This is a genomic window from Streptomyces sp. NPDC090045, from assembly GCF_044747975.1.
In the GTDB taxonomy this organism is placed as follows: domain Bacteria; phylum Actinomycetota; class Actinomycetes; order Streptomycetales; family Streptomycetaceae; genus Streptomyces.
The window spans coordinates 333,712-354,939 of sequence record NZ_JBIVFA010000006.1; the positions used below are offsets into that span (position 1 = coordinate 333,712).

General features: G+C 68.0%; 19 protein-coding genes and 1 tRNA gene. 9 read left to right on the plus strand and 11 right to left on the minus strand.

All coding sequences use genetic code 11. The features are described from left to right. The first annotated feature begins 212 nt into the window (after positions 1-212). The 5 genes from ACIPYQ_RS19120 (at position 213) to ACIPYQ_RS19140 (ending at position 5,607) form a co-directional block, all read left to right on the plus strand. Entirely contained in the window at positions 213-1,739 is a 1,527-nt protein-coding gene (locus tag ACIPYQ_RS19120) for a S1C family serine protease (protein WP_401252477.1), read from the plus strand. 89 nt (positions 1,740-1,828) lie between these two features. Beyond that, complete coding sequence (locus tag ACIPYQ_RS19125; protein WP_361753320.1) at positions 1,829-2,734, plus strand: LysR family transcriptional regulator; 906 nt, start codon at positions 1,829-1,831, stop codon at positions 2,732-2,734. Between the two features lie 79 nt (positions 2,735-2,813). After that, the gene (locus ACIPYQ_RS19130) at positions 2,814-3,362 is read left to right on the plus strand and encodes a cysteine dioxygenase (RefSeq protein WP_401252480.1); all 549 of its coding nucleotides are present in this window, start codon (positions 2,814-2,816) and stop codon (positions 3,360-3,362) included. After that, positions 3,362-4,405, plus strand: coding sequence for a YeiH family protein (locus ACIPYQ_RS19135; RefSeq protein ID WP_401252483.1), 1,044 nt, complete (start codon positions 3,362-3,364; stop codon positions 4,403-4,405). The genes ACIPYQ_RS19130 and ACIPYQ_RS19135 overlap by 1 nt, the downstream gene beginning before the upstream one ends. A 254-nt stretch (positions 4,406-4,659) precedes the next feature. Next, positions 4,660-5,607: a trypsin-like serine peptidase gene (locus ACIPYQ_RS19140; RefSeq protein WP_401252486.1), complete on the plus strand. Its 948-nt coding sequence runs from the start codon at positions 4,660-4,662 to the stop codon at positions 5,605-5,607. Between the two features lie 30 nt (positions 5,608-5,637). On the opposite strand, the gene ACIPYQ_RS19145 is transcribed toward ACIPYQ_RS19140, so the two are convergent. Beyond that, entirely contained in the window at positions 5,638-6,651 is a 1,014-nt protein-coding gene (locus tag ACIPYQ_RS19145; RefSeq protein ID WP_401252489.1) for a hypothetical protein, read from the minus strand. Between the two features lie 164 nt (positions 6,652-6,815). Here ACIPYQ_RS19145 and ACIPYQ_RS19150 point away from each other — a divergent pair. Further along, a tRNA-Ser gene (locus ACIPYQ_RS19150) sits at positions 6,816-6,900 on the plus strand. 263 nt (positions 6,901-7,163) lie between these two features. After that, complete coding sequence (locus tag ACIPYQ_RS19155; RefSeq protein ID WP_401252492.1) at positions 7,164-9,686, plus strand: ATP-binding protein; 2,523 nt, start codon at positions 7,164-7,166, stop codon at positions 9,684-9,686. A gap of 424 nt (positions 9,687-10,110) precedes the next feature. Here ACIPYQ_RS19155 and ACIPYQ_RS19160 read toward each other — a convergent pair whose 3' ends face one another. From ACIPYQ_RS19160 to ACIPYQ_RS19195, 8 genes are all read right to left on the minus strand, one after another. Beyond that, a complete protein-coding gene (locus ACIPYQ_RS19160; RefSeq protein ID WP_401252495.1) occupies positions 10,111-11,499 on the minus strand; it encodes a tyrosine-type recombinase/integrase in 1,389 nt (462 codons plus the stop codon). Continuing rightward, complete coding sequence (locus ACIPYQ_RS19165) at positions 11,493-11,666, minus strand: helix-turn-helix transcriptional regulator (protein WP_401252731.1); 174 nt, start codon at positions 11,664-11,666, stop codon at positions 11,493-11,495. Before ACIPYQ_RS19165 ends, ACIPYQ_RS19160 begins: the two co-directional genes overlap by 7 nt. Before the next feature lie 20 nt (positions 11,667-11,686). Next, positions 11,687-13,150 (minus strand): replication initiator, encoded by a 1,464-nt coding sequence (locus tag ACIPYQ_RS19170; RefSeq protein WP_401252498.1) that lies wholly within the window; start codon positions 13,148-13,150, stop codon positions 11,687-11,689. A gap of 141 nt (positions 13,151-13,291) precedes the next feature. After that, on the minus strand, positions 13,292-14,068 hold the full coding sequence (locus ACIPYQ_RS19175) for a DUF2637 domain-containing protein (RefSeq protein WP_401252501.1): 777 nt from the start codon (positions 14,066-14,068) through the stop codon (positions 13,292-13,294). Between the two features lie 50 nt (positions 14,069-14,118). After that, positions 14,119-14,295 carry a hypothetical protein gene (locus ACIPYQ_RS19180; RefSeq protein WP_401252504.1) on the minus strand — a complete coding sequence of 59 codons (177 nt, stop codon included), beginning with the start codon at positions 14,293-14,295 and terminating at the stop codon, positions 14,119-14,121. Between the two features lie 13 nt (positions 14,296-14,308). Further along, positions 14,309-15,721: a cell division protein FtsK gene (locus tag ACIPYQ_RS19185; protein WP_401252506.1), complete on the minus strand. Its 1,413-nt coding sequence runs from the start codon at positions 15,719-15,721 to the stop codon at positions 14,309-14,311. Further along, a complete protein-coding gene (locus ACIPYQ_RS19190) occupies positions 15,718-15,906 on the minus strand; it encodes a hypothetical protein (protein ID WP_401252509.1) in 189 nt (62 codons plus the stop codon). The genes ACIPYQ_RS19185 and ACIPYQ_RS19190 overlap by 4 nt, the downstream gene beginning before the upstream one ends. Then, complete coding sequence (locus ACIPYQ_RS19195) at positions 15,903-16,286, minus strand: hypothetical protein (RefSeq protein WP_401252512.1); 384 nt, start codon at positions 16,284-16,286, stop codon at positions 15,903-15,905. Before ACIPYQ_RS19195 ends, ACIPYQ_RS19190 begins: the two co-directional genes overlap by 4 nt. Positions 16,287-16,445: 159 nt before the next feature. On the opposite strand from ACIPYQ_RS19195, the gene ACIPYQ_RS19200 reads away from it, so the two are divergent. Both ACIPYQ_RS19200 and ACIPYQ_RS19205 read left to right on the plus strand, forming a co-directional pair. Next, positions 16,446-16,880 carry a GntR family transcriptional regulator gene (locus ACIPYQ_RS19200; RefSeq protein WP_401252515.1) on the plus strand — a complete coding sequence of 145 codons (435 nt, stop codon included), beginning with the start codon at positions 16,446-16,448 and terminating at the stop codon, positions 16,878-16,880. Positions 16,881-18,363: 1,483 nt separating this feature from the next. Beyond that, positions 18,364-19,221, plus strand: a complete 858-nt coding sequence (locus ACIPYQ_RS19205; protein WP_401252518.1) for a hypothetical protein — start codon at positions 18,364-18,366, stop codon at positions 19,219-19,221. Here the strand turns inward: ACIPYQ_RS19205 and ACIPYQ_RS19210 are convergent. Both ACIPYQ_RS19210 and ACIPYQ_RS19215 read right to left on the minus strand, forming a co-directional pair. Continuing rightward, entirely contained in the window at positions 19,212-20,057 is an 846-nt protein-coding gene (locus ACIPYQ_RS19210) for an aldo/keto reductase (RefSeq protein WP_401252520.1), read from the minus strand. The two genes, ACIPYQ_RS19205 and ACIPYQ_RS19210, sit on opposite strands and share 10 nt — an antisense overlap. Continuing rightward, positions 19,991-21,202: a JmjC domain-containing protein gene (locus ACIPYQ_RS19215; RefSeq protein WP_401252523.1), complete on the minus strand. Its 1,212-nt coding sequence runs from the start codon at positions 21,200-21,202 to the stop codon at positions 19,991-19,993. Before ACIPYQ_RS19215 ends, ACIPYQ_RS19210 begins: the two co-directional genes overlap by 67 nt. Positions 21,203-21,228: the final 26 nt, after the last annotated feature.

A 21,228-nucleotide genomic window follows, 5' to 3' on the forward strand; every position in this document is an offset into this window, starting at 1 on the left:
CACCGAGAGGGCCCCCGGCGTCGAGGTCCATCCTGTGGATCCGTCCGAAATGTCGGATATAAAGAATGGGGAGAGATGCACAGGTCCGGCTTACAGTGCTCTGACGGGTCATGGGAAAGGCTTTGCCCAGGAACTTGTGCGGCACGTCGAACGTTCAGTCGGACCGATCGCCAGAGATTTTTCGAAGCCGTGTGTGACGAGGAGAGAGCGCTGTGAGCAACGAGAACGAGGGCACCGCGGCCCCCACACCCCCCGCGGCCCCGTCCGTACCCCCTGCTCCGGCCTCCGAGACGCAGGCGGCGGGACACGCGTCCGCTCCGCAGCCGGCCGACGCCGTACCGCAGGCCCCGGCGCACGCCCCGGCCGCTCCGGCGCCCGGGCCCGTGGCCGCCGAGCCGGTGACCCAGCAGCTGCCGCCGACGCCCGCGCCCGGTACCGAGCCCACCCAGCAGATCCCGCCCGCCCCGGCGGCCCCGGCCTACGGACAGGCCCCCGCTCCGGCCGCGTACGGAGCCGAGGGCTGGCCGCCCCCGCCGCCCACCGTGCCGGCGTACGGTGCGGGCGGCCACGGCGGCGCCTGGGGTGCTCCGCTGACCACCGACGGCGCCCCCGCGCCCAAGCCGAAGGGCAGGGGCGGCCTGATCGCCGGCGTGCTCGTGGCGGCCCTCCTCGCGGGCGGCATCGGCGGCGGCGTCGGCTACTGGGCCGCCGAGCGCAGCAACAACGGCACCGGCTCGACCACGATCAGCGCGGCCAACACCCCCAGGGACCTCAAGCGCGAAGCCGGCTCCATCGCCGGCCTGGCCTCGGGCGCACTGCCCAGCGTGGTCACCATCGAGGCCTCGGCGGGCGACGGCGAGGGCGGCACCGGCACCGGGTTCGTCTACGACCAGCAGGGCCACATCCTCACCAACAACCACGTGGTGGCCTCCGCCGCGAACGGCGGCAAGCTCTTCGCGATCTTCTCCGACGGCAAGAAGTACGACGCCGAGGTGGTGGGCCGCGCCCAGGGCTACGACGTCGCCGTCCTGAAGCTGAAGAACCCGCCGGCCGGCCTCAAGCCCCTGCCGCTCGGCGACTCCGACAAGGTCGCCGTCGGCGACTCGACCATCGCGATCGGCGCCCCCTTCGGCCTGTCCAACACGGTCACCACCGGCATCGTCAGCGCCAAGAACCGTCCGGTCGCCTCCGGAGACGGCAGCGGCAGCAAGAACTCGTACATGAGCGCGCTCCAGACGGACGCCTCGATCAACCCGGGCAACTCCGGTGGCCCGCTGCTCGACGGCCGCGGCGCGGTCATCGGCATCAACTCGGCGATCCAGTCGGCCGGCAACGGCGGCTTCGGCGGCGGCCAGGCCGGTTCCATCGGCCTCGGCTTCGCCATCCCGATCAACCAGGCGAAGAACGTCGCCGAATCGCTGATCAAGACGGGCAAGCCGGTCTACCCGGTGATCTCGGTCTCCGTGGACCTCCAGGCCAAGGCGGAGGGCGCGAAGATCTCCGAGCAGGGCGCGGCGGCCAGCGAGCTGGTCGACCCGAACGGGCCGGCCGGCAAGGCGGGCCTGAAGCCCGGCGACGTCATCACCGAGTTCGGCGGCAAGCCGGTCGACAGCGGCCCGACCCTGATCAGCATGATCTGGACGTACAAGCCCGGCGACACCGTGAAGCTGACCTACCTGCGCAGCGGCAAGCCGACCACGGTGGACATCACGCTCGGCTCGCGGGTCGGCGACAAGTAGCGGCAACGGCCACGGCGGTGGCCCGATGAGGAGGGGCCGTAGGCGCGATTCTGCCTACGGCCCCTCCAACGTCCGCTTATGCTTCGTTGGTGTTCGATTCTCGGCACATACGGACCTTCCACGCGGTGGTCGCCTCCGGGTCGTACTCGGCGGCCGCCCGTGTGCTCGGGTACACCCAGCCCGCCATCACCCAGCAGATGAAGGCGCTCGAACGCGCCGTCGGCACCCCGCTGTTCACCCGCGTGGGCCGCAAGATGCAGCTCACCGAGGCCGGGGAGTCGCTCTCCCGGCACGCCGAGACCATCCTCGGCAACCTCTCCGCCGCCGAGGCGCAGCTGAGGGCCTACGCCCGCCTGCGCACCGGCCGGGTCAGGCTGTGCGGTTTCCCCAGCGCCAACGTCACCCTCGTACCGGAGGCCCTGAGCGGCCTGGCCAAGGACCATCCGGGCATACAGGTGGAGCTGCTGGAGGGCGAGCCGCCGGAATCGCTGCGCCGGCTGGAGCGCGGCGAATGCGACATCACCCTGGCCTTCACCTATCCCGGCCTGCACGAGGAGATCCCGGAGGAGGTCGCCGAGGTCAGGCTGCTGGAGGACCAGCTGACGGTGCTGCTCCCGACCGGGCATCCGCTGGCCCGGCGCCGCGCCGTGCACCTGGCCGACCTCGCCGAGGAACGGTGGATCGCCGGCTGCCCGCGCTGCCGGGCCAACCTGCTGCACGAGTGCGCGGAGCTGGGGTTCGTGCCCGACATACGCTTCGCCACCGACGACAACCTGGTGGTGCAGAGCCTGGTCGCACAGGGGCTGGGGGTGGCGATGATGCCCGCCCTCGTGCTGCCCTCCCTCTCGCTGAGCCGGGTCTGCGGGCGGGCGCTCCAGCCCGCCGCGCGCCGGCACATCGCCGCCTACGTCTACCGGGACCACCTGCGGATTCCGGCGACCGCCGTGGTCCTCGACGCACTGAAGCAGGCGGCGGCGAACCGGGTCGGCTGCTGATCAACCCATAAGCAGCGCTTGGGATTTCAGGTCATAACTGTCGTTGGACGTGATGGAACGACGGCAGCACGCTGCCCATATGACCACCACCACGCCGGCCCGCACCACCACGAGGATGGCCGCCCTCGTCAGTGAGATCCGCACCGTCGTGGAGCGGGGGCTGGCTCCCGACCTCACCGCGTACCTGGTGGGTGAACGGCTCGCCCCGCACCTGGGCGCGCCCGACCTCCTGACGCCGGCGCAGCAGGAGGGCGACCCGGAGCGGTACCGCCAGCACATCCTGCACGCAGAGTCGGACGGCAGCTTCTCGGTGGTGGCCCTGGTGTGGCTCCCCGGGCAGGAGACCTGCATCCACGACCACGTGTCCTGGTGCGTGGCCGGGGTGCACCAGGGCGAGGAGAGCGAACGCCGCTTCCGCCTCGCGCCGGGCGTCGGCCCGGCCCGCCTGGTGGCCACCGAGGACGTGGTCAACGCCCAGGGGGAGGTCTGCGGTTTCGCCCCGCCCGGCGACATCCACAAGGTGCGCAACTCCTGTGGCACCAAGGCGATATCCGTGCACGTGTACGGGGCCGACGTGTCCCGGCTGGGCACCAGCATCCGTCGCGTCTACACGCTCCCCGTCAACTGATGGCCCTCCTGCACCGCCCGCACGCGGCGGTCCGGCATGTTTCACGTGAAACATCCACTCCCTGGCCAGGGTTGGCGATGGCCGCGGGCGGGGCGCTGGCCGCCTGGGGCATCCACCGTCTCGTGCCCGCCGTACCCATGCTGACGGCCTCGGTGGTGCTGGGCATCGCGGTGGCGCACCTCCCCGGTCTACGGACCTTCGTACGGGGAACCGCGCGCCCGGGCCTCTCCCTGGCCGGCCGGCGGCTCATGCGGATCGGCATCGTCCTGCTGGGCCTCGGCCTGGGGCTGGACCAGGTGCTCCGGCTCGGCTGGGCCACGGTGGCGATGGTGGTGGGGGTGGTCGCGGCCACCTTCCTCGGAACCGTCTGGCTCGGGCGGCGCCTCGGCCTCCCCGGCGACCAGCCCTTGCTGATCGCCACCGGCTACTCGATCTGCGGGGCCTCGGCGATCGGCGCGGTGAGCGAGGTGTCGGGCAGCGACGAGGAGGACGTGGCCGCCTCCGTGGCACTGGTCACCCTCTGCGGAACCCTCGCCATCGCGGTTCTCCCGCTCCTCCAGGGCCCGTTGGGACTCTCCGACCCGGCCTTCGGGCGGTGGGTCGGCGCCGGCGTCCACGACGTCGGCCAGGTGGTGGCGACCGCGCAGACCGCCGGCCCGGACGCCCTCGGCGAGGCGGTGCTGGTCAAGCTCATGCGGGTGGCGCTGCTCGCCCCGCTGGTGGCGGCCGTGGCCTTCTCCATGCGGGCCCGGCGGCGCGGGGTCCGCACGGCCTCGGGGCGCCGGCCGGCTCCCGTTCCGCTGTTCGTGGCCGGGTTCCTGGCCGCGGCCGCACTGCGCGCCACCGGCGTACTGCCCGACGTAGCGCTGGAGTGGGCGCACACCGCGCAGGAGGCGCTGCTGGCGGCGGCCCTGTTCGGCCTGGGGAGCGCGGTGCACCTGCCGACGCTGGCCCGGACCGGGGGGCGGGCAGCGGCGCTGGGGCTCGGGGCGTGGGTGGTGGTGGCCGGCGTTTCGTACGCGGGCGTGGTCCTCACCGTATGACGGCGCAACGGCGGGGAGTTGGCCATTTCCTGGCCGGAACCGACCGAACGTTCTGACTGCCCGCTGACATTGACGCGCGGCCGTGCCACTCTGCCCCGGCAAGGCCGCACCCGGCACAAGCCACCCCGCACACGCACCCGCACCCCGCGCCCTGCCCCTGCACCCCGCACCCGCACAGCCGATCCGCACCGACCGTTCTTCACCCCCACCTTGCCCGGCTTCACCCGGACCGGGCACGGCAGAAGGAGTCATGCGTGAATCGTCATCGCACGGTCTTATCCGTCCTGCTCTCGGCGGGCGCCCTGGTCACGGGCGTCCTGACGGCCGCCGGCCCCTCGGCCGCGGCGGACGCCCCCGCGTCCTTCCGGCAGCAGCACGCCTCCGGCTTCTGGACCGCCGAGCGGATGCGGAGCGCCACCCCGCTCGACGTGACGGCGGTCCCCGGCACCTCCCGCACCCCGGTCGCGACCTCGCAGGCGCCCACCAGGATCGCCCCGACGGCTGCCGCGTCCCCCACGGCCTTCCCGCAGGCGGGCGGCGCGTGGACGGGCAGCGGCGCGGTCGTGAAGACCTCGGGCCGGGTCTTCTTCACGATGGGTGGCCGGACCGCCTCCTGCTCGGGAGACTCGGTGACCAGCGCCAACGGCAGCACGGTCATGACGGCCGGCCACTGCGTGAAGTACCAGGGCGCCTGGCACACGAACTGGGTCTTCGTCCCCGCCTACAACAACGGGTCCGCGCCCTACGGCCAGTGGTCGGCCACCAAGACCTTCGCCACCGACCAGTGGGCGGCGAGCGAGGACATGAACATGGACGTCGGCCTGGCCGTCGTCGCCCCGCTGAACGGCCAGACCCTCAGCCAGGCCGTCGGCGCCCAGGGCATCCTCTTCAACGGCGGCTACAACAAGAAGATGTACTCCTTCGGCTTCCCGGCCGCGGCCCCGTACGACGGCACGAAGCTGGTCTACTGCAGCGGCAACAGCGGCAAGGACTTCCTGCTGACCAAGGACCACAGCCTGGGCTGCAACATGACCGGCGGCTCCAGCGGCGGCCCCTGGTTCCAGGACTTCAACGAGGCCACGGGCCTGGGCACCCAGGTCTCGGTGAACAGCTTCGGCTACACCTTCCTGCCGAACCGGATGTACGGCCCCTACTTCGGCAACGAGGCGAAGGCGGCCTACGACAAGGCCCAGGTCTCCTGACCTGCTGTGGGGAGCCCGGCAGGCCCTCGGTCACCGGCGGGTGAGCAGGGCTCCCCACATGGCCCGCGTGCGGTGGGCGCGGTAGGACAGCTTCGTCCACGGCCGGTACCGCCAGGGGAACGCTTCCGCGTAGCCGTCGACGTGGCGGAACTGCTCCACTGCTGCCCGGTAGCGGCCCTGGCGGAGCAGGAAGTAGGCGAGCGCGTGCCGTGCCGAGGGCAGGTTCGGGTGGCCCTCGGCCGCGGCCACGTCCTCGAGGGCGGCGTCGACGAGCGCGGTGAGCACGGGGGTCCGGAAGAAGTCGGCGGGCACGCGCCCCTCGGCACTGAGGACGTGGTGCTCGTACCAGGAGACCAGCGGCAGCACCGTCAGCAGGCTGCCCCTCGGCGCCCGTCGCGCGGCCTCGGCCGCGAACTCCTCGGCCTCCTGCGCGGAACCCCGCCACTTGCGGCACTTGTACTGCAGGGCGGCCGAGTGGGCCTGGTAGTGGTCGGGCGCCCGCTCGGTGACCTCGGTCCACAGCGACCGCATCTGCTCCTTGGAGTAGCCCAGCCCGAGGGCGACCCAGATCTCCTTGGCGAGCGGGGTGGGGTCATCGGGGTTCAGCGCGGCTACGTGCGCGAGGTCCTGCCGGGCCCCGATCAGCTCACGGTGGAAGCCCTGGGCCTGCTCGGCGGAGGTCGCGCTCGCGTAGGCGGCCCCGCGCAGCTTCCAGGCGTACTCGACGCGCGCGCACGCGCTGACCAGCATGGCGTCCGGGTCCTCGGGGCGGGCCGCGTGCCACTTCCCGAGCCAGGCGCCGCCGTCGTAGACGGCCGTGTAGGCGAGGTGCTGCACGTAGTGCGCGCGCAGGTTCCAGTCGCTCCCGGCAGAGCCCACGAGGAGCGCCGCCGGCTCCCACTCCCCCGTACGGACGGACTTGAGGACGGGCTCGAGCTGCGGGTCGGCCCCGGGCAGCCGGCCGTTCTGGCGCCGGAGGGGGAGCAGCCCGTACCGCAGCCAGTACGCGGCCACGAGAGAACTGATGATGATGATTGCGGCCATGGATGTCCCTGATGCCTTGAAAGTCGCGCGGTTGTTCGAGCGCTGAGCGCAGCGGAGTATGCACACCCACCAGCGGAAATCGCAACGGCGATTCGAGGGCGCCCCGAGCAGTGGCGCCACCCGGTACGCTGTACCCCGCTCCGCCGCTGGTCGGCAGGGGCGAGGGTGGGTTGCCCGAGCGGCCTAAGGGAACGGTCTTGAAAACCGTCGTGGCGCGAGTCACCGTGGGTTCAAATCCCACACCCACCGCACCAGGTCAGACAACGCGCTGATCAGAAGGGGTGTCCCGACCAGGGGCACCCCTTCGTCATGTGATCCTGTCTCACCCTGACCCGCCCGTGTACCGCTTTGGATCATGGTGTGTGGACCAGGTGTGGACCATGCCAGCAGCGTGCGGACTCAGGCGCGCTACAAGTGAAGCCGCCCAAATCGAGCAAAACGGCGCGCACAGAACGTAGTTGCATCGGTAGCATCGCTAACCGCAGCGGAAACATGCGGCACAGGGAGAACCGATGGATCCTCATCACCACCTTGCACCCACCTCTAACGATGGTGATGAGCGGTCGAACACGCCGCCTAGCAGCGAACTGAGCTTGTTGACCTACGAGGACCTTGCAGCGGAAATCAAGGCTGCTAAGACGCGCGCGACGAGCGCTGAGAAGCGAGCCGCGTGGGGCAACCTACTTCTCCAGGTTGAGAGCATCGCCGGAGAGTCAATTGCTGCTTGGGACCCCACTGACGGGGACCCCTGGCATCTTACGAGCCTGGAAATCGATGGCTTTCAGGGAGTTACAGAGCCGTTCTCGTTTCAGTTCGACCCCACTCCTGGCGTCACTATCATTCACGGCCCCAATGGATCCGGGAAGTCAAGCATTTCTGACGGAATTCGAGCGGCACTGTCTGGGAAATCTGACTGGTGGGCTGCGGTAACGCCAGGCAATGCGCGGAGCGGCAAGTCTCCACTGTGGGAGAAGGTAAACTGCGCGCGAGACAGCGATAAAGCTCGCGTGCAGATTGAGCTGATGCGAGGAGAAGAGTCGCTCACTCTCACTAGCCATCTAGGTAAAGATGGGGCGGTTCATGAAGTCGAATCGATTCGACGAAATGAGGTCGGGGAGATTGAGGTGGTCGATATTTCCTCAACTCCATGGCGCTATGCCATGGAAGGGCATCCGCCAGTATTCTCGTACGCTGACGTAGAACGTCGTGTGCAGAAGCATGAGGATCTCCAGAAATATATCGAAAACCTTCTGGCCTTGGGCGGTTGCTTCGATTTTCTGGACCGTCGAGTTCTTGAGCTGAGTGAAGCGGCGTCCAACAGTCGTAAGAAGCTCGCAGCAGCGCTCAAAAGCGCCAAGGTGGGTATTGAGCGGGTAGATCGAGAGTTTCGTGAGCGTGACTCGTCCCAGTTCGTTGAAGAGATCTCATGGTCCGAGACCGTGACTGATATGAAGCACTGGCTCGCAGAAAATGGTCTGTCAGACAGGGGTGCGCACCTTCCACAAGTCACGCGTGAAGGCGTCAACGCCGTAGCCGAAGATATGCGCAATGTTGACGCTGCGTTGGAACTGCTTCATGGAAGCCACGTGGGTTTGCACCACAGGCTTGCGAACTCTCTTACCTCCCTCCGTTCTGAAGTTGAGCAGGTAACCGATCCTGGATACTTCTGTCCGGTGTGCGACAGCGAGAGTGCAGACTGGGTTGACAGGCTCGGCGTGAATCTTTCTAGCGTGGAATCGTATGGACCCAAGCGGGCCGCGGTTAACCGCGCTCTCCAGTCTCTCCGCTCCTCCTCTTTGGAGATCGGGCTGGTACTTGAAGTACTGAGCCAGGATGAAAGCTATATCGGGAACGAGTTCCTGGCGGATCTGCGGCTGAAGTACTCGGCGCTCACGATTTCCTTCGATCATCATGGTACTCAGCCGGTGCCTGAGGTGATTTCGGCCTTTCTGTCGCTGCGAGAAATCACGGCCCGCAGTGAGTGGGAGAAGTGTGCAGGGAGTGCGATCGAGCTCAGTGACCTGACTCGCCAGTGGCGCCTGCGCAGGCGTGCAGAGGTTGATTCGTACGTCGCTATATGGGAGACGGAGCACGAAATGGCCTCGTCGGCCGGGCTCTGGGAGGCAACGCGCGACTGCATCACGAATCTTGCCGATCGGCTGCGTAAGACGAGGACGTCCCAGTTTGAAGGAAAAGCTGGAATCCAGGTGTCGCGGCTACTGGAGGATGCCGGCATCGTCCTCGAGTCGGTAAATCTCAGTCGGACACGTGCTGAGATAGAAGTACACGGGCTGGATGGGCAGAAAATTGCCCTGGCCATGTTGAGTGCAGGTCAGAGGAACGCGTTTCTTCTCGCCCCTCTATTTGCCACGGCAGAGTTCGGCCCATTTGGGTTCCTTGTGTTGGATGACCCGGTCCATTCATTTGATGAAGTTCGGGTTGATCGGCTTGCGGCAGTTATTGCCGACCTGGGGCGTACCAGGCGAGTGATTGTCCTAACTCACGACGAAAGGCTCAAGGAGCACCTCTTGGCGCGGAGCCCTCTGTGTGAGGCTTGGGCGATAACCCGTGACGCCGTAAAGGGTGCATTGGGGTTGGAAGCAACAGATGAACTCTGGCGCGTACTTATTGAGGACGCCAAGGCTGTCTGGCAGTACTCGCCCAAGGCGTCGCCTACCGGATATCTCACCGAAGTCCAGATCATTCGAGGGCTTTTGCGGCAAGCGTTGGATAATGCACTGCATCAGTGCGTCGTCAAATACTCGTTGAAAGTTGGCGTGAGTGTTTCCCGCTCTATCTCAACTCTTGATGCGAGTATGACAACGCAAAGCAGGATGGAGGCGGCCGCCGGTATTATCGCACTTGATGCGGGAGTGGATCATCCCGTTGTTCGGGCTAAACAAGCATGTAGTCACCACCTGAACAACTGGAACAATGCCGCCCACGGGAATGGTGAAATCAAGAAAGCCGACCTCGGTCGCGAGATCCAGGCAGGCTTGGAAGCCTGCTCGGTGCTCGGGGAGTGGGATTTCTAGATGGAGATATCGGATCTCACCCAGCGGAGAATCAGAGTCCTAGAGCTCAGGCTCCGCATCGAACGCATTGCCTATGACGCCCACGCCGCAGTCTGCCAGCCAGAAAAAATTGCGACTCGGCCGCATCAGGCAGATACCCACCTGTCGTACGTTCTTGGCCTGGTCTCGCCAGACCGCTACATGGAGGTCCACGGTCTTATTAGGCTGGCGAGACACGTCTATCGGAAGTCGTCCGATATTTTGCATGGGCGATCTGGATTGCTCAATGCGGCGCCTGTAATTTTGGAGGAATGGGCCGCTGTGGTTGAGAAGCTGGAATCGCTGTTCGCGGCGTCTACAGTGCCGGCCCAGGGTGGTGCGCCGGAGTCTGCGTCTGACGCTCACTCGGGATAGAGGTATCCGGTTGGCTTGTGTCAGGAGCGACCTACTCAGCTCGCCGCAGTGCTGATTCGATCTTTTCGTTCGTCGCGCCCTGGCCGCCGTGAAGAGCCTTCGCGTAAAAGCGGAACAACACGGCGATGCTGTGGCCGGCGCGGCGGGCGACCTCGGCCGGGGAGACGCCGGACTCCAGCCAGAGTGAGACGCACGCGGCGCGCAGGCCGTAGGGGACCTCGGCCAGTGGCGTCTTGACTTCCTGCTGGGTGAGGACGGCTCGGCGAGCAGCTTTCCAGATCTCGCCGTACTCCTTGCTCAAGAGGCCGCCTCCGCGGGCTGCACGGAAGAGTCGGCCGTCCTCGGCCGTGCCGAACTCCGTGATGTGGTCGCGGATCAGACGGACCAGGACCGGCGGGATCGGTACCTCGCGGGTGGCCTTCCGGGCACGCTTCTTGAGGCCCCGGGAGTCGTAGGACTCCCCCGAGTCGGTCCAGCCGGAGCCCACGCGCGGGGAGCTGGACGAAAGGACGACTTGGCCCCAGCCCTCCTCGGGAAGCGTGAAATCCGACTCACGGAGGCCGACGGCTTCGCCGGGGCGGGTGGCCGCGTAGTAGAGGCATCCGAAGAACGCCTTGAGGTGCCGACCACGGTTGTTCTGCTCGCCCACGGCATCGATCAGCTTGCGGGCCAGGGCCGGGCCGGGGACGTACCGGAAGTCGATCTCGTCGTCCGTCTCGGGCGGCGTCCAATCCACCTTGGTCAGGGGCAGGGAAGGCAGGCGGTCCAGCTCGACGGCGTAGCGCAGGCAGTTGCTGAACACGGGCACCTTGCGGTTCACCGTGTTGTCCGCCGCAGCGGTCCCGTCCATCTTGCGGGCGAGTGCGTCCAGAGCGGACCGCACGACCGTCGGCGTGTTCAAGGCCGAGACATCCAGGGACTTACGGCCGATCCAGTCGAGGGCCGCCACGATGGCTTCGGGTGCTTCCTCGGCGTCGATGCGGGCCACGAGTTCGCTGTTCTGGTCGAGGACGAGGCGGAAGGCCCAGGAGTAGAGGGCGGCCCGCAGAACCCCGGGAGCGGGGGCACCGCGGTTGTCCTTCACCAGGTGCGGTGTGACCGTGGCCAGCGCGTCCGCGATGCTCGCGCGGTGCTTGGCCGAAGCGTTCGGCCACTTCATCGCCGCGTACTCCCGGGCGTGCGCGAACCAGGTGGGGGACTGGGCCGCCTGCATCTCGGAGGCCGGCAAACCGGTCTCGGTGTCGAACTGCTCGCGCTTGCGCAGCGCGGCTAGCAGCTCGGAGCGTCGGCCGTCCGCCTGAGCCTTGATCTTGTAGCTCTTCGAGAACGGCTGCATGCCGACTCGCCAGCGCAGCTGATAGGCCGCAGCGCGGTCGGGGCGTTTGCGGATGCCCCAGATCTGCACGTCGAAGGTCAGCACCCGGGCACCTCGCAGCCCTCGAACCACGCGTCGAGGTCGGCACGGCGGATACGGATCTGCCCGTTCGGGAGCTTGAGGCAGCGGGGCGCGTTCCCGCGAGCGCGGAGCCGGTAGAAGGCGGCCCGCGACATGCGCAGCTCGGCCAGCGCTTCCACCATGGTCAGCATGCGGGTGGTCGGTGCGGCGGTCACTGCCAAACCTCCCCTTCGGTCTTGGCCCGTTCCTTGTCGGCGCGGTTCTGGTTGATGTCGTGGCGGGTCTGAGCGGCGAGGAGTTCTTCGCCAGGTCGGTAGCCGGAGGCGAAGTAGGCCCAGGAGGACTCGGTGACGAGCACGGTGTCCGGGGCGGGCGAGGGGTGGCTGGCGCGGGCGGCGTCGGCCTGTGCGAGGCGCCAGGCACGGCGGACGTCGCGGAGAGCGCCGAGGGTGGTGGAGTAGGCGCGGGACTTGGTGGAGAAGTGGCCGCGGAAGCCGAGCATGTGGGCCCACTTGCAGAGCTTGAGGTCTGCGAATTCGGGCAGGCCACCGAGGTGCCAAGAGGTGCGGATCATCTGCCGGACGTGCCTGGGCACAGGCAGTTCCCGGAAGGGTTCTGCCTGGCGGGTACCTTCGCAGTCGGGGCAGAGATCCTTGACGCGGCCCCCGACCGTCCCCCGTCCGGAACACGTCCGGCAGACCAAGGAGCGGTCCACGGTGCCGGAGTCCTCGGCGCTCTTGGTGGCGTACTTGGCGACGTACCCGGCCACGGCCGCGTCGGTGAGTTCGCCGTCCCCCAGCGCGGTGATCTCCCGTACGTCGAGCATGGCGCCCCAGCGGATCTCCTGGTCTCCCACGGTGTCGGACGAGACGGTGAGGGCGGTGCGGGGGACGGCGGTGCGGATGGCGCGGGTGAGGTCATCCACGGCGGCCCAGGCCGGCGGGGTGCTGGTGTGGCCGTCGGGCCCGTCGATGCGGACGACGGCGTGGAAGTGGACCAGGCCGCGCTTCTGGTACTCGGCGACCTTGGCGAAGGAGACGCGCAGGACCTGCTTCATGTCCTTCTGCGTGATGCCGAAGTGGGCGGCCAGTGCGCGGCGGAGGTTGAGGGTGAAGCGTGCCCACAGTGCTCCGGCGTGGGCGTTCCAGAGCACGGCGCCGGTGTAGTCGTACGTCTTGGGTGCCAGGGGCGTGCCGAGTTCGGGGGCGTCGTCGGGGTGGTGGGTGCCGCAGTGGCAGGCGCGGGGCTTGCCGTCTTTGGTGGTGGGGCGGTTGTGGACGGGGCCGAAGGAGGGGGCGGTGAGGGTGAGGAAGACGCGGGGGTGGGTGCGAACGGTCTCGGGGACATCCTTGCCGCCGCAGAGTCCGGCGCGGACGAGGTGGAAGGTGTCGGCGGCGTAGGTGCGGGAGCAAGCGGGGCAGCGGGAGGCGCGGCGGTTGCCGCACGTGGTCAGAAGCCGTCCGGTGGGTTCGTCGCTGGTGCTGTACGAGCGGATCGTTTCGCCTGTGGCGGCGTTGCGAGTGTGGGTGTAACCGACCAGGTTGACCGGGCGGGTGCAACCGCGCAGGCGGGTGATCTGGTCGCGGGTGCGGTCGAAGTTGTCGAGGTTGGCCAGCTCGATCAGGTCCCGGACAGCGGGGCTGATCACGTGCCGCAGGTCGAGGTTGCGGGGCATCGGCAGGGGGATCCTTTTCCGCTGGTGATCAGGTCCCCGGGCAGCACTGAGCTAGGGGTTGAGGTGCTGCCCGGGGCATGACGGGCCAGGCTCAGGGGGCCGAGGAGGGGTGGAGCGTCGGGAAGGCCGGCGGAGGGCGGGTCAGGCCGACAGGGCAGCGTGTGCCGCGGTGGCCAGCGGGAGGCTGACGCCGAGGCGGGCCTTGAGCTGGGCCACGGTGATCGCCTGACCGTTCGCAGAGCGGTGGGCGTCGACGATTTCGCGGGCGGCGTCCAACAGAGCCGGGGCCACCTTGACCGCCTGGCCCGGGGCCGAAGCCGGAGGGGAGACAGGGGCCAAGGCGGGAGCCGGGGGTGCCGCCGGTTCAGGAGCCAGTTCCGGGGCGGACTCGGCGGGCTCTGGTGCGGCTTCGGCGGGGGTGTCCTTCGACACTGATTCCGGGCCGGGGTCGGGGCCGGGCCTGGGGTCGGGAGTCGGGGCCAGGGACAAGGCCGGTACAGCGGCCGGGACGACCGTGGTGACGGCGTGGAAGTGGCGCAAGAGCGCGGGCCCGACGGCGCCCCAGCCGAGGAGGAGCAGGGGTGCGACGGCGTCCACGCAGGCGCGGCCGTAGTGCCCGGCGATGACGGGTTCGGCGATGTTGAGGGCGAGTGTGAAGAAGCCGGAGGTGTGCATCAGGCGCGTGGCCGCGGTGAGGTCTTCGGCCGCCACCCCGTGCAGGGAGAGGTAGCGCAGGGCGACCAGGAGCCCGAGGACGGACAGGTCCACCATGGGCGCGATCAGGGGCGCGATCGGGTCGGGGATGCCCAGGCGCAGGGCCAGGGACCAAACGTTGCCAAAGGAGAACACGAAGGCCAGTAGGGCGATGACCGCCATGACCACGGTGACCGTGCGCTGAGTGATCCGGTCTTCTGACATGAGGGGATTCACCTCCTTTCGCTGGGCGACTTGGGCAGAGGAGCAGGCGGTCAGCGGTTGGGTGCGAGGCCGGCCAGACGGGCGGCGTTCGGGCCGAGATAGGTCTCAAGAACCCGGCGTTCGTGGGCATTGGCGACCCTGTAAGCGGCGATTCCGATCCGTAGGGCCAGATCGAGATTTCCGACGGTGATGGCCCTGTTCATGGCGCGGATGTAGATCCTTCTCATGTGGGGGCGCATGTCAGGCCGCCATGGCCGGGGGCTCGGGGTCTTCCTTGGCGAGGTCCACGGCCGCCTTTCCGGCGAGGTCTTCCAGCAGGCGGGCGGGGTGGCGCACCAGGTGGGAGGTGGCTTGGGCGACGCGGGCGGCATCCTCGTCAGAGACGTAGGGGGTGCGGATGCGGATAAAGCCGGGGCGGCCGTGCTGGGACATGACCGCGACACCGACATAGGCGGGGTCCTGAAGGGTGACGGGGCTGGCGTCCGGCCATTCGCGGATGTCGTCGCCGAGCGCGGCAACGGCAGCATCAGCGGTCTTCTGGGCGAAGGACAGTCCGACCGGGCACACGTCCCGGATGAAGGTGGGGATGGCATCGCCGGTCGTCTTCTGCGTGGTCAGGAACGTCATGAAGCCGACCGAGCGGCCCTTCTTGACCAGGTCCTCCACCAGGCGGGCGTTCTCCGCCGCGAGCGCGGCCAGCTTCTTGGTGGCCGGGTCGGAGCCCTTGTGGTCGCGGAAGTAGGTGTGGGCCTCGTCGATGACGATGACGACCAGCGGCCAGTCTGCAGAGGGCCCGACGTGCCACATGTTCTTCACGCCTAGCACGCGGCGGATGGACGCGGAGCGGGCGCGGCGCAGCTGGACCAGGTCCTTCAGCTTCTTGTTCGCCTCCTCCAGGTCGTCCCCGCAGAAGTCGAACGCCCGCTCGACGAGATCGGCGTAATCCCCCTCGTAGGCGTGGGAAACCTTTCCGTCGAAGAAGACGAACTGGATGGCCGGCGAGGGCGCCCAGTCACACAGCAGCCGGTTCACGCAGGAGGTCTTCCCGAAGCCGGGCAGTCCGCCCATTGCCACCCCGGGCACTTCCTTCAGGGGCACGAAGACGGGCATGCCGAACTCGTCCACCCCCAATTCCCACTTGGCGTACTCCTGTGGGGGCAGACCGGTGGGCGTGTGCGTCGTGGGAGTGATCAGCGGGTCCACGCGTACCCCGCGCAGCATGACGTGTCCGGGCTTGTCCCCCGGCATCACCGATACCCGCGTCATGCGCCAGGCGTCCGCGAGATATGGGGCGGCCTTCTGGAACTCCTCCAGGCCGACCTTCGGCAGGCAGTTCGCCCACACCATCACCCCGAAGGCGTCTGGGGTGACCTTGAGATTGGGGGTCAGGATCCGGGGCTTGGGCGGCTTGCCGTCGGTATTGGCGAAGGAAGCCAGGGTGGTGGGCATCTTGTCCGTGACCGACAACCCGCACATCTGCGCCAGCCGCTTCCAGCCCCATCGAATCCTCACCGCCTGCCGGATGCTGATCCGCTTCATCGGCGACGCCTTGAGGTAGCGGACCACCCACACCACGGCCCACAGGGCGGTCAGGCCGAGGCCCAGCCAGACAGCAACATTCAGCCAGCCGAACGCTTCGTTCAGCTCGTTCACTGGTCCTCCTTCGTTTCGTTGGGAAAGCAGGTCGGCACCGGGTTCGAGGCCGCCAGGTGCGAGGGGAAGCGCAGGATCAAGGGGCTGCGCTGGGCCCCCAGGACGGCGGCCGCTTCGTCGATGAAGATCACGAGCGGGCGGCCGCCGTCTGAGGTCTCACCCTGGCGAGCAGAGAGCGAGGTCACGCCGCAGCATCCTCGGGCGCGCTCATTTCCGTCATGACCGGGGCGGCGACCAGTTCCAGGGCCTCGCAGCGGTAGGCCACGCCGTCCTGAAGCTGGTTGTTGAAGATGCGCGCCCAGGGCGTCGCCACCAGCTCGACGGGGCGGACGAAACGGCCCACGTGCAGTCCGTTGGGAAGACCGGTCTGCGGAACGGTCACCTTCAGCGTCTCCGCGCGCTCCTCCCCCATCACGAAGAGCGTCAGGGTGAACAGCGGGACGCCGGTCTCCCGGTCCGTGGCACGGATGCCGTTCTCCTGGTCCTTCCACTTCGGCACCGGAGGCATGCCGACCATGTGGTTCGTCGACTCGGGGACGGCGACGGGGATACGGGTCATAGCCATGGCAAATAAGCCCTTTCATTCGGGTTCGGCCGGTGATCCGGCCGTGCCTGAATGAAACCATGCTATGCAGCTCGCTGCAACACCCAGCGAGCTGCATCGATGCTCGCTAGTTGGTCGGGGTGACTGCGCACCCCAGGTAGCCAGCCTTATCCTGCGGACATGACACTGCCGCTCGACCGAGACCACCGCCCGCCCTACGTCCAGGTCGCCGAGTACCTGCGTCGCCAGATCGAGAGCGGCCAGCTCGGCCCCGGGGACAAGCTCCCGTCCTCCCGCGAGTTGCAAGACAAGTTCGGAATCGCGAGCGCCACCGTGCAGAACTCGCTTCGGGCGCTGAAGGCCGAGGGGCTGATCTACAGCGTCTCCGGGCGGGGATCGTTCGTCCGCCGACAGGAGGTGGACCCGCAGACCGGTGAGCAGGCCGAAGGGGGCGCATCATCTGACACGCCCCCTACGCCGGCTGATGACCGCTACTTCCGACTCGCCATGGAAGTCGAAGAGCTGAAGCACGATCTCGGAATCATGCGGAACACACTCGAAGGTGTCCTCAAGCTCACTCAGCAGATGGCCGAGAAACTCGACGGGCAAGGCTGACCAATTCCGCTTGCACCTTCACCAGTAGTGCCGACAAGTCGGCCAACTCGCCCTTGAGGCCCTTCACGTCGGCCTCCAGCGCCGCAATCTCCGACTCGCTCACTTTTTCCCCGCCCGTTGTCGTGCCGTTCTTCCGTACCGCTCGGCAAAGCACCCCGTTCACGGACCGCGGTGACGCACACTCACGCTCTTCGGCCACGCATGCAGAAACCATGCTGAGAGCAGGCGTACCCCCGCAACCATGAAGCCCGCCGGGCGGGAGCATGCGTGAAGAAACCTCCCCGCAGCCCGCCTCGCGGGCACGAACCCCGCATCGCGAGCCCACCCCATGGGAAGCCGTCGGCCGCTCTGAACAGCGCCGGTCATCGCTGCGTGCCACTCGCCCCACCCTCACTTCCTGGCCCGGAACCCATGGGCAATCCTCCGGAGATTCCGAGAATTCCGAATTCCCGCCCAGCCTGGTAGAAGCCGCCCGAGAGGAATCCGGCCGGTCACTTGGTACTGGTGTCGAAAACCCCGAGCGTGTGACGCCCGCCCGTGTGACCCGCATCACACCTCCTGCTTTCCGTGTGCACAGCACCGGACCTTCCGGCGCGGGCCGCACGCAATCAGCGAATGCGGACACCTCTTTCAAGTGCGCATCCCGCCATCCCTTTCCTTGCGTCCCGTGCTCCCGGAATCAGGGCCGCCCGGGCGCAGCACAAAGGAGTCCGGCCAGACGCAACCTGTGGACAACTCCGCGCAAGAAGAGCCAAACACGCGGAGCCTGTGGACAAGGGAGAGCGATCCCGCGAGCAGACCACCATGAAGGGCTTGAAGCGACAATTCTGCTGATGTATCCGGCATTGCATGGCAAAACAGCCCACCTCCTACCGGCCAAGGCGGCCGAAGGGATGAGCTGTCCAAAGTTTCTTTACTGGATCAAGGCGGCCCGCTGGCGCGGGCCGCGCGGCGCGGCGGCCCCAGGCCGCCGCTGGCTCCTTGTCTCCGCCACCGCACGCGACGGCCCCCGCCCGCTCGCGCCGCAAAAGCCCGAGAAGCGGGCAGTCAGATCTGCGAAGAACTCCACCAGCCGCCCCACGGCGAGCACGGCCAGCAGGAGCGGGGTGCAGGCCAAGCCAGCCCGGGTCACCGCGGATTGCTCTTCAACCAGATGTGGCCGGGGCGGCCGGCCTACACGGCTTTACCCACCTGTTCGGCCCGGGGCCCGCGTCGGGCAAGTCCAGGGGGCCACTCGTTCAAATTCCGGGCAGGATCAAAGCCTGCCCGAGTTGCCGGCCAGCGTACGGCCCCCTGAACATGCCCGACCCCAACCCGAACAGGACACCGGCCAAAGCCGCTCCGGCCGGCCGCGTGGGCGAGGCGGGCGCCGTCTCAGCAACGGTCGAAGAAGGGGCGGGAGTTGAAGCACCTGGCGTTGACGAACGGGTCGTGTTGGACAGCCCGCTCCTGCTACGGTCATCCGTTCGCCGAGGAGGTCATGATGACTGTTTCCCTGCCTGTCGCTGCCCGAGTGGACCTGCGCCGTCAGCCTGTCGAAGACGTGCTGGAGCGTGTGGAGGGGGCCCTGCACGCGCGATTGGATCGGCAGGCGCTGGTACGTAAGCGCCGTTCCTTGGGCGGCCGTACGGAGCGGGGTACCTGGGTGCGTATCGAGCGGCGGGGATTCGAACGGATCGGCCCGCAGGGCTGGAACGGGACCGAGGCCGCCGCCGTGCTGCAAGGGGTCGCGATGCCCGAGTGGTACCAGGGCGTGGCGTGGCGCGAGCCGGGCGAGCCGGTGATGTGGCGCGCGGATGAGCTGGAGCTGCTTGCGTCGCCGTCTGTCGCCAAGGGCGCCCTGGTGCTCGAAGACCCGGGCCTGCCGGATGCGTGGTGGGCGGAGCTGAATGCCTCGCTGGACGCCCTCGGGGACCAGCAGACGCCGCGGATCGCCACGCCGGACACGGTGACGATCACCCAGGAGCAAGTGACGCAGACACTCCGCGAGGTCTTCCCCGGCCTTGCCGATACGCGCATCGAGCGGTGGGCGCCAGCTCATGCGGATCTGACCTGGGCCAACGTGATGGGACCGGAGTTCTCCATCATCGACTGGGAGGACTGGGGCATGGCGCCCCGGGGCCTGGACGCCGCAACACTGTGGGGCAACGCGCTGGCCGTCCCGGCGCTCGCGGACCGCGTCCACCAGGAGCGGCGTGCGGACTTGGAGAGCCGGGACGGCAAGCTGATGTCGCTGTTCTTTCTGTCAAAGATCGTCGGGCCCCACGCGTATGAGGAGGATCCGCTGCTAGTGCCGGCCCGCAAGGAGGTCGAGCGCCTGGTGGCTGAGCTTCAGCTCTGACGGTGCCCATGCAGGGCGCGCAGGTACTGACTGACGGCGGTGGTGTCCACATCCGCGCCCAGGGCCGTGACCAGCTGGGCCAGGTGACCGGGGTTGTCGGTGCCGACGGCCACTGCGGCGGCACTCGGTAGGTGGAACGCCGTACGGAATGCTGCCTGCACGCGGGACAAGCCATCGTGGGGCGGTCGAAGGAAGGGGCGAGGGTCGAAGTCCTCCCAGACCTTCCCGTTGCTACCCCCGAAGGGGCTCATGCCCCAGGTCTCGCCCGCCTGCCAGACGCTGCGCAGGACGGCCGTGGTGTCGAGGAGGTCGATGCCCACGAGGAACCCGGCCCGGACCATGAGGACGTCCGGAGACGGCAGGTCGTCCACGCCGACCATGCCGAGCGGCCGGGTGTCCCAGGAAGACACACCCCATGTGCGGCACAGGCCCTCGCGGGCCGCGTCGACCAGGGCGATGCAAGCGCTGCCGAGGAGGGCGTGGCCATCAGCCGGGGACAGGCCCGTGAGGCTCCGTTCGGGGTTGTGGAGGAGCACGGTGTCAGGTTCCCTGCCGAGTTCCCAGACCGCCTTCTCAATGGCCAGGCGCAGCCGACTTGGATCGAGGGAGTGCTCAGCACCTCCGGCGCCCGGGAAGAAGCCCACCTTCGTGGACAGGGCGAACTTCGGCAGCAGATCAGCAGCCGTCTCGGCCAGCACCGCGTGCGAGCGGAAGCCGAGGTAGGCAGCCGCGGTGTCCAGGGAGGTGATGCCGAGGTCGAGTGCGGCCGTCAGGATGTCGCGGTGGTGACGAGACCGGTGTAAGCCGAGGACAAGGCGGGGGTCAGCTCCGTGCACAGTTCCTCCTTCAGCAGGATCTCGGCGAGCTGTTCCACGTCCAGGCCGGTCTTCTCGGCGGCGTCGGCGATGTCGACGGGGTGGCCGCTCAGCAGCAGGGCGAGCGCGGGGTACGCCTTTCCGGAGAAGGAGACCTTCTTGCCTGCCGCGAGGACGTCCACAGTGTCGGCGTGCTGCTCGATCACGGGCTCGAAGTCGGTGACGCACACGACGGCCGCGGGCTTGCCGAACAGGCCGGTGGCCGGGACATGCCGAGCCGCGAGGCGTTCCCGCTCCCGGGCATCAAAGAAGTCCTGCGGGGTCAGCTTCGTAGCCATCTCGGCAACGGCGTCGGCCAGGAGCCGCTGCTGCCCCTCCCACTGGCCAGGGGAGTTCCAGCGGTCCAGGTCGTACCGGAACAACTCCTGCGTGCGGGCTTGGTCGGCGAGCCAGGCCAGCCAGTTCACTCCGACACGCTTCACGATGCCGAAGGTGGCGTGCAGACTGTAGCCGTTGCCCTGGTCGTCCCGGGTGGCCTGGTGCCAGAAGCCGCGGGGGATGTGCATCACGTCGCCGGGCTCCATGACGCCCTGCCACACGATCTCGTCGCTGGGCTCGGAGTTGGGGGCGGAGTCGCGGTACATCGGAGCCTTGCGCGAGGTGTCGCGGACTTCCCAGCTCTTGCGGCCGGCGAGCTGGACGATCACGACGTCGTGGTCGTCCCAGTGGAGCTTGAAGCCGCTAGCGTCCTGGGTGGTCAGGTAGGCGTTCACCTGCACCAGCTCACGGGCCCACCACTGGAGCGCACGGCAGGTGGCTTCCATGGCCGGGTCGAAGAAGTCGACCTCGTCCAGAACCATGGTGCAGCCCTCGCGCATCAGCGCGCCGACACGGTTCATGTCGGCCATGGGGATGGCTTGTCCCCGCCGAGTGACGGAGGGGTGGATGTAGCGGCCGGGGTGCAGTTCGGCTCCGTCCTGGAAGATGCGGAACTGGGGCGTGGTGACGCTGCGGCGCATCACCAGGTCCAGCAACTTCTTGGGGTTGAGCAGGCGATCGAGTAGATCGAGGTCCTCGATCGTTCCCCGGGCAAAAGCGGCTCCGAGTTCCCTGGGGCCGTCCCAGCCGAGGGCTTTCTCCATCGCGGTGACGAAGTGGTGGTCCACGTGTTCCTCCGGTCTGCGTCATGGGC

Bases quoted from the DNA above. Each gene is read 5' to 3' on its own strand.
- ACIPYQ_RS19155 (WP_401252492.1), top strand. From the start codon at position 7,164: ATGGATCCTCATCACCACCTTGCACCCACCTCTAACGATGGTGATGAG.
- ACIPYQ_RS19145 (WP_401252489.1), bottom strand. From the start codon at position 6,651: ATGGCCGCAATCATCATCATCAGTTCTCTCGTGGCCGCGTACTGGCTG.
- ACIPYQ_RS19165 (WP_401252731.1), bottom strand. From the start codon at position 11,666: ATGCTGACCATGGTGGAAGCGCTGGCCGAGCTGCGCATGTCGCGGGCC.
- ACIPYQ_RS19130 (WP_401252480.1), top strand. From the start codon at position 2,814: ATGACCACCACCACGCCGGCCCGCACCACCACGAGGATGGCCGCCCTC.
- ACIPYQ_RS19195 (WP_401252512.1), bottom strand. From the start codon at position 16,286: ATGGCTATGACCCGTATCCCCGTCGCCGTCCCCGAGTCGACGAACCAC.
- ACIPYQ_RS19135 (WP_401252483.1), top strand. From the start codon at position 3,362: ATGGCCCTCCTGCACCGCCCGCACGCGGCGGTCCGGCATGTTTCACGT.
- ACIPYQ_RS19175 (WP_401252501.1), bottom strand. From the start codon at position 14,068: ATGTCAGAAGACCGGATCACTCAGCGCACGGTCACCGTGGTCATGGCG.
- ACIPYQ_RS19180 (WP_401252504.1), bottom strand. From the start codon at position 14,295: ATGAGAAGGATCTACATCCGCGCCATGAACAGGGCCATCACCGTCGGA.
- ACIPYQ_RS19170 (WP_401252498.1), bottom strand. From the start codon at position 13,150: ATGCCCCGCAACCTCGACCTGCGGCACGTGATCAGCCCCGCTGTCCGG.
- ACIPYQ_RS19205 (WP_401252518.1), top strand. From the start codon at position 18,364: ATGACTGTTTCCCTGCCTGTCGCTGCCCGAGTGGACCTGCGCCGTCAG.
- ACIPYQ_RS19200 (WP_401252515.1), top strand. From the start codon at position 16,446: ATGACACTGCCGCTCGACCGAGACCACCGCCCGCCCTACGTCCAGGTC.